Annotated in this window: 9 protein-coding genes; 3 read left to right on the plus strand and 6 right to left on the minus strand. The window is 67.2% G+C overall.

Going from position 1 to position 15077, the window contains the following annotated elements; translation table 11 throughout:
* Positions 1 to 10: 10 nt before the first annotated feature.
* From xrtH to htpG, 3 genes are all read right to left on the minus strand, one after another.
* On the minus strand, positions 11 to 562 hold the full coding sequence (gene xrtH, locus ACUTR7_RS05810; RefSeq protein WP_034390117.1) for an exosortase H: 552 nt from the start codon (positions 560 to 562) through the stop codon (positions 11 to 13).
* Between the two features lie 149 nt (positions 563 to 711).
* Positions 712 to 4320 (minus strand): IPTL-CTERM sorting domain-containing protein, encoded by a 3609-nt coding sequence (locus ACUTR7_RS05815; protein ID WP_445608339.1) that lies wholly within the window; start codon positions 4318 to 4320, stop codon positions 712 to 714.
* A gap of 365 nt (positions 4321 to 4685) precedes the next feature.
* Positions 4686 to 6638, minus strand: a complete 1953-nt coding sequence (gene htpG, locus ACUTR7_RS05820; RefSeq protein ID WP_012203106.1) for a molecular chaperone HtpG — start codon at positions 6636 to 6638, stop codon at positions 4686 to 4688.
* A 243-nt stretch (positions 6639 to 6881) separates the two neighbouring features.
* Between htpG and aqpZ the strand changes: the two genes are divergently transcribed.
* The 3 genes from aqpZ to ACUTR7_RS05835 all read left to right on the plus strand — a co-directional run bounded on the left by aqpZ (position 6882) and on the right by ACUTR7_RS05835 (position 10839).
* Complete coding sequence (gene aqpZ / locus ACUTR7_RS05825; RefSeq protein ID WP_239973553.1) at positions 6882 to 7586, plus strand: aquaporin Z; 705 nt, start codon at positions 6882 to 6884, stop codon at positions 7584 to 7586.
* A gap of 215 nt (positions 7587 to 7801) precedes the next feature.
* Positions 7802 to 10027, plus strand: a complete 2226-nt coding sequence (locus ACUTR7_RS05830) for a TonB-dependent receptor (protein ID WP_445608340.1) — start codon at positions 7802 to 7804, stop codon at positions 10025 to 10027.
* A gap of 131 nt (positions 10028 to 10158) precedes the next feature.
* Complete coding sequence (locus ACUTR7_RS05835; RefSeq protein ID WP_012203103.1) at positions 10159 to 10839, plus strand: Fe2+-dependent dioxygenase; 681 nt, start codon at positions 10159 to 10161, stop codon at positions 10837 to 10839.
* A 24-nt stretch (positions 10840 to 10863) separates the two neighbouring features.
* Here ACUTR7_RS05835 and ACUTR7_RS05840 read toward each other — a convergent pair whose 3' ends face one another.
* From ACUTR7_RS05840 to ACUTR7_RS05850, 3 genes are all read right to left on the minus strand, one after another.
* Positions 10864 to 13275: a TonB-dependent siderophore receptor gene (locus ACUTR7_RS05840; protein WP_445608341.1), complete on the minus strand. Its 2412-nt coding sequence runs from the start codon at positions 13273 to 13275 to the stop codon at positions 10864 to 10866.
* Between the two features lie 118 nt (positions 13276 to 13393).
* Positions 13394 to 14464 (minus strand): FecR domain-containing protein, encoded by a 1071-nt coding sequence (locus ACUTR7_RS05845; RefSeq protein WP_445608342.1) that lies wholly within the window; start codon positions 14462 to 14464, stop codon positions 13394 to 13396.
* On the minus strand, positions 14464 to 14961 hold the full coding sequence (locus tag ACUTR7_RS05850) for a sigma-70 family RNA polymerase sigma factor (protein ID WP_013804342.1): 498 nt from the start codon (positions 14959 to 14961) through the stop codon (positions 14464 to 14466). The genes ACUTR7_RS05845 and ACUTR7_RS05850 overlap by 1 nt, the downstream gene beginning before the upstream one ends.
* Positions 14962 to 15077: the final 116 nt, after the last annotated feature.

Below are 15077 nucleotides of genomic sequence, written 5' to 3' on the forward strand. Positions count from 1 at the left end.
GGCCTGCTCCTCAGGCGGCCACGGCGGCGGAAGCTGCAGCGGCGGGCGGCAGCGGCGGCTGGCCGCCATCATCCTGCGACGGCGCCTTGCGGCCGCTCCAGCGCACCCACAGCAGCCAGAACACCAGCACGTCCAGCATGATCAGCGCCTGCCAGAGGTACTCGTGCGCGAAGTTGAAGGCCGTGGTGCTCCACTGGCCCAGGTAGAACAGGCTGATGACGCGCAGCACATTGATGGCCTGCACGGCCACGAAGCCGGCCAGCAGGCCCACCAGCTTCTGGCGCCATGACGAGGGGAAGGCCATCACGGCGGCAAACAGCACGATGTAGGCCTCCAGGCCGTTGCAGCCGGCCTCGATGGAGACGCCAAAGCCCGTGGCCGTGTTCCACAGCACCTTGCCCGTGGCCGAGGCCGTGCTGTCGAACCAGGTCACCAGCGAGGCGCAGATGTGCGCCAGGAACGCCGTCCAGGGCAGCACGATGTGCTGCTGCACCCAACTGAGCAGGTTCAGCCCGAACATCGTCAGCTGGATGGCCAGAAAGATCAGAAAGAAGCGCAGCATGGCAGGTCTTGGAGTGTTGGTTGCCGGGCTTGCGACCTGGCAGTTGCGAAACAGTGTCCCTCTATAGGCTCGCATTATCTTCGGACCGCTCAAAGACGACAAAGGCCGGTGCGTGAATCACGCCACCGGCCCTTGCCGTCACGGGCGCATCACCGACGCTCGCGCCTGCGCATGGTCCCCAGCGCCATCAGTGCCAGCAGGGACGACATCAGCATCAGGCCCCACTGCGACAGCGTGGGAATGCTGGCCGTGGTGTCCGGGCCCGGCTTGAGCGGCGTGGTGGTCGTGCCCTTGTCGTTGTCGGGATTGCCGTCACCGGGCACCGAGACCGTGGCCGAGTTGACCAGCGGGCGGGCGCCCTTGTAGGGCTTGTCCAGCTTTGTCTCCAGCGTGAAGACCGCCGTGCCGCCCTGGGCCAGCTGCGGCACGCTGCAGGTCACGGTGCGCGTGCCGCTGGCGTAGCTGCAGCCTGCCGAGGCAGAGACGAACTCCAGCCCGGCGGGCAGCACGTCGGTCACCGAGCCGCCCGCGGGCGACTGCGGATCGCGGCCGTAGTTGGTGACGGTCAGCGTGTAGCTGGCCGTGTCGCCATCGTCCAGCGGGCCGGCGGGGCCCTGCTTGCCGATCCCCAGGTCCACGGCATTGCCCTGGCGGCTGGTGGAGGTCCGGTCGGTGGTGGTGTTGTTGACGATCACATCGCCGCCATTGCTCAGCCATTCCGTCTCGAAGGGCTTGACCGAGGCCTCGTGGTAGATGGTGCCGCCCGATGCCTTGTCGGGCAGGGTCTGTGCGCGCATCTTGAACTTGATGGTCATGCTCTGGCCCGGCGCCAGCGCAGGGATGGTGCACTGCAGCGGCCCGCTGGTCGCGTTCAGCGCCGGCTGCACGCCGCACCAGGATGCGGAGGCGCCGGGAATGCCGGCCAGCGCCAGGCCGTTCTGGTAGCTGAAGGTGGCCGTGGAGCCCGATGCGGGGAACTTGTCGGTCACGACCACCTGGGTGGCGTAGGAGGGGCCGGAGTTGGTCACCGTGATGGTGTATTCGGTGTCCTCACCCAGCACCAGGCCGTCCGCCGTGTGGCGCATGCTGATGTTCACATCCAGCTCGGCACGCTTGAGCCGGGCCTTGGCCTCGGCCTGGTTGTTGGCCTTGGTCAGTTCCTCGGTGGCGGTGTCCACGGCGACCGTGTTGAGGATCTCCGTGTCGGCCGCCAGATCGCCGCGCGAGCGCATCTTGTAGCTCACGGTGTACTGCGCGCCTGTGGGCAGCGGATTGGTCCAGGCGCACTCCAGCGTTCCTCCCTGCACGCCATCGGTGGCAGCCGGAGTACAGGTGCCGCCGCCGGAGACCGTGGGCGTGCCGATGAAGATGGCGTCTGCAGGCAGCACGTCCTTGAGCGTGACATTGGCGGCCGACGAGGGGCCGTAGTTGGGCACCGTGACCGTATAGGTCAGCGGCTCGCCCGCAGCCGCCACCTTGGGCGAGACCTGCTTTTGCGCGGCGATTTCCGCGATGGCCTGCACGGTGATGCTGGCCGTCGAGGAATCGTTGCCGGGATCGGCATCATGGATGTCCAGCGACTGGGCCGAGGCCGCGTTGGCATAGGTGCCGGTGGTGGCGCGCTTGGGGCGGATCTTGACCTCGATCACCACCTCGGCCTCCGGGGCCATGGAGGAGATGTCGCAGGTCAGATCGCGCGTCTCGCTGTTGACGCCGCCCGAAGGGGTGCCGCAGCTGGCGTTGGCGCCGGAGACGATGCGGCTGGAGACAAAGCCGCCGCCCGGGTATGCGTAGGGCACGGGGTTGCCGGCCTCGTCCACCGGGTTGCCGCCCACGATACGCACGCCGTCAATTTGCTTGACCAGGGACTGCAGCGCGTCGCGCACGCGGACATTCGTCACCGTCGTGCTGGCCGAGTGGTTCTTCACCACCAGCTGGTAGGTGACCTCTTCACCGCTCTTGATGGAGGCCGGCGGCACAGGGCTGACCACGCTCTTGACGATGCCCACATCCACCTTGTCGGCAGACACGGTGACGGTCGCGGAGGTGGTGGCCGACGCATTGTCCCGGCCGATCACGCCCGCCGAGGCGTTATTGGTGAAGTCCAGATGGCCCGAAGCCAGCGTGACCTTGGCCCTGACCTTGATCTGGCGGCTGGCGCCCACGGCCAGGCCCGCTATCGAGGTGCAGCTCAGGGTGGAGCAGGTCCAGTCCCCCGCGCCGGTGCCCGCACCGGACATGCTGACGATGGCCATGCGGCCGTCTGCGGGGTTGTCGGTCACGGTGATCTGCTGATTCGGCAGCACGGGCATGGGGCCGGTGTTGGTCACAGTGATCGTGTACTCGAACTCCTGGCCTGCCAGCACCGGGCGGCCAGGGCCTGCCTTGGCCAGCCTCAGCCGCGCATCGTTGCTGAAGTCCACGGCCGCGCTGGCCGTGTTGTTGGTCGTATTGGGCTCGTTGAGGCCGGGTGCCACACCGATCACGCCCTGGTTCACCAGCTGCGTGCCAGGTGTCCCACCCGCAGCCACGCTGGCCTTGAAGCGGATGGCCTGCATGTTGGCGTAGCCGGCCACCGGGTACTCGCCCGCATGGGTGCAGGTGATGGTGCCGCTGTTGTGGCCGCAGTTCCAGGGCGCCGTGCTGCCGTCGAAGCCCGTGAAGGTCACGCCGGCCGGCAACGTGTCGGTGATGGTGAGATCGCGCGGCACGAGCGAGCCGCCTTCGCGGCGCGGCTGCAGCGTGTAGGTGACCTCGGTCGCCTGCAGCGCATCCAGCACCGTGGGCGCCACCTGCTTGCGCAGCGAGACATCCACGAACTCGCTGCCGCTGGAGACCACGGCGGCGCTGGCGGTGTTGTTGCCGGACTGGCCGTCCGGCATCTCCGTGCTGGCGTCCTTGTAGCCCTTGACGCTGGCAGCGCCGGCAATGGTGCCGCTCATGTTGGCGATGGCCGGCACGGTGATGGCTGGCAGCACGGCGCCCGGCAGCACGGGGCCGCTGCGCGTGCAGCTGAGCTCGCCCGATATCAGCGGATAGCCCGAGGCCGGCGTGCAGCTCCAGCCGCTGCCTGAGGGCACGCCCGTGACCACGGCGCCGTTGGGCACGGGGAAACGCACCACGGTACGGCCACCGGCGGGCACCTCGGACGGGCCCTTGTTCTGCACGTCGATGGTGTACTGGAAGGCGCCGCCGTTGGCGACGCTGGCGGGAGCCGCCATCGCGATGGCCAGATCGGCGGCCTCGGTGGTGGTGAAGTTGCGGTCCAGCTGCGTGTTGTTCTGGTCGTTGTCGTAGTCGGGCGAGGCCATGCGCGCGCTGGCCACGGCGCGCCAGTTGGTGCCGACGGTCGGCAGGATGACCTCGAAGCCCACGGACTTGAAGCCATCGGCGGGCGCCAGGTTGCCGATGTTGCAGACCAGCGTGTTGTTGCCTGCGGTGAGCACCGTACCGGCCGCGGGTGCCGTGCAGGTGATGCCGCCCGGGCTGCTGCTGTAGCCCTGGAACACGGCGCCCACGGGCAGCACCTCGGTCAGGGTGACGCCTACGGCGTCGGGACCGATGTTGTTGTGCCTGACCTTGGCCACATAGGTGAAGGTGCCGCCGGCAGGGCCTGCCGATGCGTCCTGTCCGTCATAGAGACCGTCCTGGTTGACCAGGATGTCGGTGTCGGCCGGCGCCGCCACGGCAGCCGCTGTTGCCAGCAAGCCGCCGGACAGCAGCGCACGCGCCAGCCAGCCCTTTCTCGTGAAAGCCATACAAACCTCTCTTTTGCTTCGTTGACAGCGCCGAATGCCGCAGGCACGGACGCACGAGGTGCCCGGCTGGAACAGCTCTGTCAGAAAGCCGACTACCGGACGCACCAAAAGGAGGCATGATGGTTCTTTATTACCAAAAGTAAATATGATCTGGAATTTTTAACAAAAGTGAGTATTTAGAAGTATTTGTGAGTTTTTCGTGAGTCGACCTTTTCCGGTCGGTTTTCCTCACGGAACGCAGACGTGAAAAAGCCGGTGGCAGCTTGGCTGGCACCGGCTTGCAATGCTGATCTGCCGCGCGCTGGCGCGACAGTGAGCAGGCACTGAGGCCTAGGGAATGCGGCGGGGCAATCCTTGTGAGGAACTCACGCCAGCAGCGCGTTCACGCGCCTGACGTAGGCGGCCGGGTCTTCGGGCATGCCGCCTTCGGCCAACACGGCCTGGTCGAACAGGATGTTGGCCAGGTCATGGAAATGCACCGAACCGTCCAGCTTCTTGACCAGCGGATGCTCGGGATTGACCTCCAGCACGGGGCGGGCGTCCGGCGCCTGCTGGCCGGCCTGCTTGAGCAGGCGCGCCAGTTGCAGGCTCATGCCGCCGTCCTGCACCACCAGGCAGGCGGGCGAGTCCACCAGGCGCGTGGTCACGCGCACGTCCTCGGCCTTGTCCTTGAGCGCTTCCTTGAGCTTGGCCAGCAGGGGCTTGAAGGTCTCGGCAGCTTCCTCGGCGGCCTTCTTTTCCTCTTCGTCCTGCAGCTTGCCCAGGTCCACGGCGCCCTTGGCCACGGACTGCAGCGGCGTGCCGTCGAATTCGGTCAGGTAGCCCATGGCCCATTCGTCCACGCGGTCGGCCATCAGCAGCACTTCGATGCCCTTCTTGCGGAAGACTTCGAGCTGCGGGCTGTTGCGTGCGGCGGTCAGGGAGTCGGCCGTGATGTAGTAGATCGCGTCCTGGCCTTCCTTCATGCGGGCCTTGTAGTCGGCCAGCGAGACGATGGCCTCGTCCTGGCTGGTGGAGGAAAAGCGCAGCAGCTTGGCGATGCGTTCCTTGTTGGCAAAGTCCTCGCCCAGGCCTTCCTTGAGCACGGGACCGAACTCGGCGTAGAACTGGCTGTACTTGCCTTCCTTGGCCTTGTCCTCTTCACTGACCACGTCGGTGACGCCGTCGGCCGCCGCGTCAGCGGCAGCGTCGTGGCGATCGTGCTTGGCCAGGTCTTCCAGCATGGACAGCACGCGCTTGGTCGAGCCGTCGCGGATCAGGCGCACGTCGCGGCTTTCCTGCAGCAGCTCGCGGCTGACGTTCAGCGGCAGGTCGGCCGAGTCGATCACGCCCTTGACGAAGCGCAGGTAGCCGGGCATCAGCGCCTCGGCGTCATCCATGATGAAGACGCGCTTGACGTAGAGCTTGACGCCGGCCTTCTTGTCGCGGTTGTAGAGGTCGAACGGCGCCTTGGCCGGGATGAACAGCAGCTGCGTGTACTCGGTGTTGCCCTCGACGCGGTTGTGGCTCCAGGTCAGCGGGTTCTCGAAGTCGTGGCTGATGGCCTTGTAGAAGTCCTGGTACTGCTCGGCCGTGATGTCCTTCTTGGGACGCGTCCACAGCGCGCTGGCCTTGTTGATGGTCTCCCACTCGCCCGTCTTCTCCATGGTGCCGGGCTGGTCGTTCTCGCCGTCCTTCCACTCCTCTTTTTCCATGAGGATGGGCAGGCTGATGTGGTCGGAGTATTTGCCGATGACCTGCTTGATCTTCCAGGCGTTGAGGAACTCCTCGGCCTCGGGGCGCAGGTGCAGCGTGATGCTGGTGCCGCGCTGGGGGCGCTCGATCTGCTCGACCTCGAACTCGCCCGTGCCGCCGCTGGTCCAGCGCACGCCTTCGGAGGCCGGCAGGCCCGCGCGGCGTGTTTCCACGGTGATCTTGTCGGCCACGATGTAGCCCGAGTAAAAGCCCACGCCGAACTGGCCGATCAGCTGCGAGTCCGACTTCTGGTCGCCCGACAGCTTGTCCATGAAGGCCTTGGTGCCGCTCTTGGCGATGGTGCCCAGGTTGTCGATGGCTTCCTGCTCGCTCATGCCGATGCCGGTGTCGGCAATGGTCAGCGTCTTGGCAGCGGCGTCGAAGGACACGCGCACTTCCAGGTTGGGCTGGTCCTCATAGAGGGAGGCATCGTTCAGCGCCTCGAAGCGCAGCTTGTCGCAGGCGTCGGAGGCGTTGGAGACCAGCTCGCGCAGGAAGATCTCGGGGTTGGAGTACAGCGAATGCGTGACCAGGTGCAGCAGTTGTGCAACTTCGGCCTGAAAAGAATGGGTTTGCTTGCTCATGCAGACAGTGTCCTATGTCCTATGGGTTCACAACAGGGAAAAAATCAGCCCTCATCTCGGGCCGGCGAGCGCATTATCAAGACCCCGCCGCCCCTGTGGCGACGCAGGCTCTGGACGATTGTTCACTTTTTCGCCCTCACGGCGGGGCCGGCGCAGGGCTATAACTGCGCCACTTTCCGCTGTGCGGCGGACGGTGCGCGCAGGGCCCGGGCGCAATGGCGGGCCTGCTTCAGGAGATTTTCCATGCACAGCTCTGTTCAAAAATGGTCCGCAGAATTCCTCGGAACCCTGTGGCTGACCCTGGGCGGCTGCGGTGCGGCCGTGCTGGCCGCCGCCTTCCCGCAGGTGGGCATCGGCCTGGTCGGCGTCTCGCTGGCCTTCGGCCTGACGGTGCTCACGGGCGCCTATGCCTTCGGGCCCATCTCGGGCGGGCACTTCAACCCGGCCGTCTCCGTGGGCCTGGCCATGGGCGGGCGCTTTGCCTGGAGCGAACTGCCGGGCTATGTCGTGTCCCAGGTGCTGGGCGCCATCACGGGCGCAGGCATTCTCTACGTGATCGCCACGGGCAAGGCCGGTGCCGACATCGGCGGCTTTGCCACCAACGGCTTCGGCACGCATTCGCCGGGCGGCTACGGCATGACGGCAGCCCTGGTCACCGAGGTGGTGATGACGGCCTTCTTCATCCTGGTCATCCTGGGCGCCACGGCCAAGCGCGCGGCAGCCGGCTTTGGCGGGCTGGCCATCGGCCTGTGCCTGACGCTGATCCACCTGATCTCGATTCCCGTGACCAATACCTCGGTCAATCCCGCGCGCAGCACGGGCCCGGCCCTGTTCGGTCCCGAGATCGCCATCTCGCAACTGTGGCTGTTCTGGGTGGCCCCCATCGTGGGTGCGCTGATCGGCGCCGTGATCTACAAGGCCCTGCTGGCCAACCCGGCCAACGAATAAGGCCAGGGACGGGCGCGGCAGGCGCCCCGCAGAAGACTCAAGCGGCTGGCGACAGCCGCTTTTTTCATTGAATCTTTGGTGAAACACGGTTTTCGTTTGTTGCATGGCGGCAACGCGAAGGACTTTCACCCGGCACAAACCGGCCAACTTTACGAAGCAGAAACCGAACACTAGTGATTCGCAATAACAATCCGCGGGCTTTCATCGGAGTGAACATGAGCAAAATCCAACAAATCCTCCCCCCCGCGAACCTCACCCAGCTGGCCCTTGCCACTGCCCTGTGCCTTGCTGGCACCCCGGCCTTCGCACAGACCAGCACCACGCTGGGCACCGTGAACGTGACGTCTTCGACCGAAGCGCCCGTCAAGACCGACAACGCCTCCTCGGCCAAGTTCACGGCCCCGCTGGTGGACACGCCTAAGACGGTGCAGGTCATCAACGAGGAAATCATCAAGCAGACCGGCGCGACCAGCCTGCAGGAAGCCCTGCGGTCCACGCCCGGCATCACCTTCGGCAACGGCGAAGGCGGCAACCCCTCGGGTGACCAGCCCTTCATCCGCGGCATGGATGCCCAGGCCAGCACCTTCGTGGACGGCATGCGCGACATTGCGGCCGGCACGCGCGAGGTGTTCAACCTGGAAGCGGTGGAAGTCATCAAGGGCGCCGATTCGGCCTATGCAGGCCGTGGCGGCGCGGGCGGCTCCATCAACCTGGTGACCAAGAAGGCCAGGAACGAGAACTTCATCAGCGGCGACGTGGGCCTGGGCACGGACAGCTACCGGCGCGCCACCATCGACGCCAACCGCGTGCTGGGCGAAGGCGTGGGCCTGCGCCTGAACGCCATGGTGCACGACGCCGACGTTCCCGGCCGCAGCGGCCCCGAGAACAAGCGCTGGGGCATTGCCCCCACGGTGACCTTCGGCATGGGCACGCCCACGGAGGTCTCGCTGTCCTGGCAGCACCTGCAGACCGACAACATTCCCGATGGCGGCGTGCCCTACCTGTACAGCAGCACGGCTGCGGCCGGCCTGCGCGGCGGCAGCGTGGTGCGTCCCACCTACGGCAACAACCGCGACAACTGGTACGGCCTGACCAGCCGCGACTACGAAAAGGAAAAGAGCGACCTGTTCACGGCCACCGTGGAGCACAAGTTCACCGACACCCAGAAGTTCCGCAACAGCCTGCGCTACAGCAAGACCGAACAGGACTACCTGTGGACCCAGCCCGACGACAGCAAGGGCAATGTCGTCAATGGCTACGTGTTCCGCCGTGGCAATGCCCGCGTGGCCGACATCAAGACGCTGCAGAACCTCTCGGAATTCACGGGCAAGGCCCAGACCGGCAGCGTGGGCCACAGCTACTCGTTCGGTCTGGAACTGTCCAAGGAGAAGGCAGAATCCCGCACGGCTGCCGTACAGACCACCAACACCACCTGCACGGCCGCCAGCCTGTGGTGCGCCTCGCTGAACAACCCCGACAGCAGCCCGCTGTGGAACCTGCCCGTGACGCTGGGCGACCCCAGCCACAACCAGATCGACACCGTGGCGCTGTACGGCTTCGACACGCTGAAGTTCAACGACCAGTGGTTGCTCAATGCCGGCCTGCGCATGGACCACTACAAGATCAGCTCCTCCGGCCCCGCTGGCCGCAACACGCCCGCCTATGACCTGAGCCGTTCGGACACATTGTTCAACTACCAGCTGGGCCTGGTCTACAAGCCGGCCACCAACGGCAGCATCTACGCCAGCATCGGCACCTCCTCGCGCCCCGGCGGCTCCATGCTGGGCAACGGCAACGAGGACCTGGGCATCTCCACCGACCAGCTGGCCAACCTCGCTCCCGAGAAGACCCGCTCGCTCGAGCTGGGCACCAAGTGGGACCTGATGGAAAAGCGCCTGGCGCTGACCGCCGCGCTGTTCCGCAACGACGTGACCAATGCGCGCATCACCGAAAACGGTGTCACCTACATGGGCGGCAACAAGGTGGTCAACGGCGTGGAACTGGGCTTCACGGGCAGCGTGCTGCCGGGCCTGAGCGTCTTCGGCGGCTACACCTACATGGACAGCGAGCAGAAGAACGCAGGCGCGGGCAGCGTGGCCAATGGCCAGCCCTTCCCCAACACGCCCAAGCACAGCTTCAGCCTGTGGACCAGCTACAAGCCCATGGCAAAGCTGACCTTGGGCCTGGGCATCTACGCCCAGAGCAGCGTGAACCAGAGCTACATCCTGTCCACGGTGGATGGCGGCATCGTCACCAAGGGCGCCAGCGGCTATGCGCGCTACGACGCCATGGTGGCCTACCAGATCGACCGCAACCTGACCGTGCAGCTGAACCTGTACAACCTGGGCGACAAGGTTTACTACAGCGGCATCCGCTCGCCCCACTACGCGACCATGGCCGCAGGCCGCTCGGCCGTGGCCTCGCTCAAGTGGACGTACTGATCTGCTGATCGCCCCGGGCGACCGCGCAGCGGCTTGACGCTGCGCAGATCACCGCAAAGCCCCGCAGGCCATCGCCGCCTGCGGGGCTTTTTTGCGGGACACTCGCTGATTCCCCCTGAGGACCGCCTGCCATGATGCTCCGCATACCCGCCCTGCTCAGCCCCGACGAAGTGCGCCAGTGCCGCCAGGCGCTGGAGCAGGCCCCGTGGCAGGACGGCCGCGCCACGGCCGGCCCTCTGGCGGCCCAGGTCAAGGCCAACCTGCAGCTGCCGCTGGACAGCCAGGCCGGCCAGGCGATAGGCAATCTCATCCTCGACAAGCTGGGGGCCAGCGCGCTGTTCATGTCGGCCACGCTGCCGCTGAAGGTGCTGCCGCCGCGCTTCAACCGCTACGAGGGCGGCGGCACCTACGGCAACCATATAGACAACGCCATCTTCACCATCCCCGGCACGGCCATCAAGGTGCGCAGCGATGTCTCCACCACCGTGTTCTTCAGCGAGCCCGATGAGTACGAAGGCGGCGAGCTGATCGTGGAGGACACCTTCGGCCACCAGAGCGTGAAGCTGGCCGCAGGCGACGCCATCGTCTACCCCGGCACCAGCCTGCACCGCGTCAACCCCGTCACGCGCGGCACGCGCTACGCCAGCTTCTTCTGGACGCACAGCCTCGTGGCCTCGGACGAGAAGCGCCGCATCCTGTTCGACCTGGACCAGCAGATCCAGCAATTGACGGTGCGCCACCCGGGCGACCCCGCGCTTTCCGCGCTGTCCGGCACGTACCACAACCTGTTGCGGATGTGGTCGCAGGCCTGACGACAGAGCGGTCCGGGAGCCGCATCAGAACCTGTACCGCGCAGTCAGCAGCACATTGCGCGGATCGTCATACACGCCCGTGCCATAGGAGCCCAGGCCCGGCATATAGGTCTTGTCGAACAGGTTGTTGACGTTCAGCGTCACCGACCACTGGCGGTCCACGTCGTAGCGCGCCATCAGGCCGACCAGCGCATAGGCGCGCTGGTCGGCGCGTGCATAGGGGGCGGAGGATTGCTGGTAGTAGGTCAGGCTCTGCCAGGCCAGCGACCCGCCCACGGTCCACTGCGGGTTGAGACGGTAGCTGGTGCTGAGCTTGAACAGGTGGCGCGGCTGGTTGGTGTTGACGGCGCTGAGGATCACATCGGGCTGGGCCGGCGCGCGCGAGGTACGGTAGGTGTAGCCGCCGTAGATATTCCAGGCCGGCGTGATGCTGCCCGACACTTCCATCTCCACGCCCTTGCTGGTCACGCCGTCGATGGCCGCATAGACCTCTTCCCCGGTTTCCGGATTGGCGCTGACGTACTGCGCGGCATTGCGCTGCTGGATGTGGAACAGCGCCAGCGAGGCGTTGAGCCGGCCGTCCAGGAACTCGCCCTTCACGCCCACTTCGCGGCTGCGGCCGGTGAGCGGCGGCAGCGGGCTGCCGGCAGCGTCCTTGTAGTAGGTCTGCGGATTGAAGATGTCGGTCTGGCTGGCGTACAGCGACAGCTGGCGGCTCAGGTCATAGACCAAGCCTGCATAGGGCACGGTCTTGTGCGCCACGCGCAGCGCGTTGTTCACGCCGTAGCTGCCGTCCAGGCCCGTGGTGTCGTCCAGCATGTCGTACCAGCTCACGCGCGCGCCCAGGATCACGGACAGCTCGTCCGTGGGCCGCAGGCGCGCGGCGCCGAAGACGCCCTTTTCCACGATGCGCGTCATGCGGTGGTCGCGCAGCTGGAAATCGGGCCGGGGCACCTGGCCGTCCCACTCGAAGTAGTTGCCCACGGGGCCGTAGGCGTTGGTGTAGCCGGGTGCATGGCGGCGCTGGCGCGACCAGCTGGCGCCGAACGACAGCTCGTGCTCGCGCCCGAACAGCTGCAACGGCCCGGACAGCGCCGCATTCACGGCCTGCGTGGTGGCATCGGTGGGAATCTTGTTGGACAGCATGTTGATGCCCAGGCCGCTGACCGGGTCCACCATGCCGTGGGCGGCCACGCCGACCTCCACGTCGCGCGACTGGCGCAGCCGGCTGGCCGACAGGTCCGCCTTCCAGCCATTGCCGAAGCTGTGCTTGAGTTCGGCAAACAGGTTGGTGCTGTCGTTGTCCCAGTACGACCAGCGCGCGGCCGGGTTCAGCGAGGTGGGGAAATGCGTGCGGCTGCCATCCTTGAAGAACAGCGGGATGTGGCCGAAGCTGGCCCCGTTGGCGCGCGTCTGCATGTGGTCAATGCCCAGGCTGGCCACCGTGCTGGGACCCAGGTCGGCCTCGATGATGCCGTACAGGCTGCGCACGTTGCGGCTGTAGTCGTCCACATGGGACTTGGCGTTCTGCGCCACGGCCACTACGCGGGCGCGCACGCGGCCGTCCTCTGTCAGGGGAGCGGAGATGTCGCCCACGCCGCGCAACCGGTCATGGCTGCCGATGGCCGCCTCGGCCGAGGCCTGGAAGGTCTTGGTGGGCCGCTTGCGCACCAGGTTGACCACGGCCGACGGATAGCCCGCGCCCGTGAGCAGGCCGGTCGCTCCCTTGACCACTTCCACGCGGTCATAGATGGCGCTGTCGGCCAGCGAGGTGGTGTACTGGTTGGCCGAGTCCATGGTGTTGGGCACGCCGTCGAACTGGAAATTCTCGATGGCATAGCCGCGCGAGTAGAAGGTGGTGCGCTCGCTGTCGTTGCGGCCCACGGTGATGCCGGGCGTCTTCTCCAGCACCTCCGGCAGGCTGGTCAGGCCCTGGTCGTCCATGAGCTGGCGCGTGACCACGCTGACGGACTGCGGCGTCTCGCGCTGCGACAGGCCCAGCCGTGTGGCCGTGCTGGACTGGCGCGTGGCGTAGGAGCCCGTGCCTTCGGAGACCGCGCTGCGCTCGGCAGCGGCCGTCACGTTGACCGTGGCCAGCGTGGCGCCTACAGCGGCAGCGGGCACCACCTGCTCCACCCGCCGCAGCGCATAGGCGCCGCTGGCCTGGGGCACGGCCTGCCAGGCGGTGCCGGCCAGCAGGGCCTCGAAGGCGCCCTCCACCGTATAGCTGCCGCGCAGGCCCGCGCTGCGCTGTCCGGCTGTCTGATCGGCCGTGAAGATCAGGGCCACGCCGGCCTGGGCGGCCGTGCTGCGCAAGGCGGCATCCAGCGGGCCGGCAGCGACGTCATAGCTGCGCTGGGCCTGGGCCAGCACGGCGGCGGGCATGAGCGCGATGGCCAGCGCCAGCGCGGGGCGGGGCATGAAAAGGGGTTGCATGGTCCTGGGTTCTCCCTGTGTTCCGATGTCGAAAATCAAAGCTCTCGGAAGCAAGGAAGCGCGGCGCGGGAAATCGGGTCACCCCCGGCGCAAAAAATGCGAAAAAGAAGAAAGAGCCTCAGCCGCGCGCCTGCGCAGGCTCCACCACCACCCACCAGCGCGTGCGCCAGCGCAGCTGCACGGGCAGCGCTCCGGGCAGCATGGCCAGCACGGCGTCCGTGCCATCGATGCCGCCTTCGTCCAGCGGGAACACGCCCGAGAACCGCAGCCCGGCCACGGCCGGATCGGCATGCAGCCAGCCGGGGCGGTAGCGGTTGAGTTCGGCCAGGAAGTCGTCCAGGCGCTGGTTGTCCACCCACAATTGGCCCCGGCTCCAGGCGTCGTCCGCAGGGCCGGCCGGCTGCACCGTACCCCAGCCGGTGCGCGTGAAGTCCATGGCCTCGCCCGCCTGCAGACGCAGTGCGGATGCGCCTGTACCGGCCGTGCGCAGTTCCACGGCGCGCTCGAACACCGCCACGTGCGCACCTGCATGGCTGCTGCGCACCATGAAGCGCGTGCCCAGGGCGCGCACGCGGCCGTGGGCGGTCTCCACCACAAAGGGCAGATCGCCCAACGTTCCTGCGGGATGGCCGGTGGTGAACAGCGCCTCGCCGGCCAGCAGGCGCAGCCGGCGTTCGCTGCCGTCGAACTGCAAGGCCACGGCGCTGCCGGGGCCCAGCAGCATGTCCGTGCCGTCGGGCAGGGTCCAGCGGCGGCGCTGCGTGCCCGAGGCGTAGTCGGCCGCCATCTGCTGCCACTGCGGCGTGCGGCTGGCCAGCCAGCCCGCGCCCGCCGCCGTGCCCAGGCCCGCAAACAGGCCCAGCAGGCGCCGCCGCGCAGCCCGGGGAGCGGCGGACAGGCCGCGATAGCCCGCGCCGCCGGCGTTGAGCCCCGTCAGCGCGCCCGTGACGGCCTGCAGATGGGCCCAGGCGCGGCCATGGTCGGCGTCTTCATCGAGCCAGCGCTGCCAACGCGCCCTGTCGGCGGCCGAGGCCTGGCCCGATTGCAGCAGCGCAAACCAGCCGGCCGCCGCTCGCGCCACGCCGGCCGGCAAAGGCCGGCCGAGCGCCTGGGGCGCCTGGATACTGCTGCCGGGTAGCGGCGCGGCGCTGGACAGGCGCCGAGGATCGGAAGGAGGCACCGGCGCCATCAGGACAGCGCCAGCACGAAGCAGCGCTCATAGCCCTGAGCCAGATAGCGCTTGACGCTGGTCATGGACACGCCCAGGCGCGTGGCGATGTCCGCATAGCTCAGGCCTTCGAGGTGGGCCAGCAGGAAGGCCTCGCGCACCTTGGGCGCCAGCGCGTCCAGCGCCTGGTCCACGGCCTGCAGCGATTCGAGGGCGATCAGCCGCTCTTCGGGCGAAGGGGCAAGTTCAGCGGGCAACAGGGCCAGGGTGTCGAGATAGGCGCGCTCCAGCAGCCGGCGCCGGTGCTGGCGGATGACCAGATGGCGGGCCACGGTGGCCAGAAAGGGGCGCGGCTGCTCGATGCGGCCGGCCATGCCCGAGGTGATCACGTTGACGAAAGTGTCGTGCGCGATATCGGAAGCCTCGAACACATTGCCCAGCTTGCGGCGCAGCCAGCCTTGCAGCCAGCCGTGGTGTTCGACATAGAGGGTGTGTACGGGATCGGCCGGTGCGCGCATGAAAAGACGGACGCGCCCCGGACTGGCGTGCCGCAGCGCTGAAGCTCGTTTGAGAATGGTTCGCATTCTAAACACGAGCCGTGCGCTCACTGAAACCGGCGCGGCCCAAGACCAGA

This window comes from Delftia sp. NA_296.1 (genome assembly GCF_052692095.1).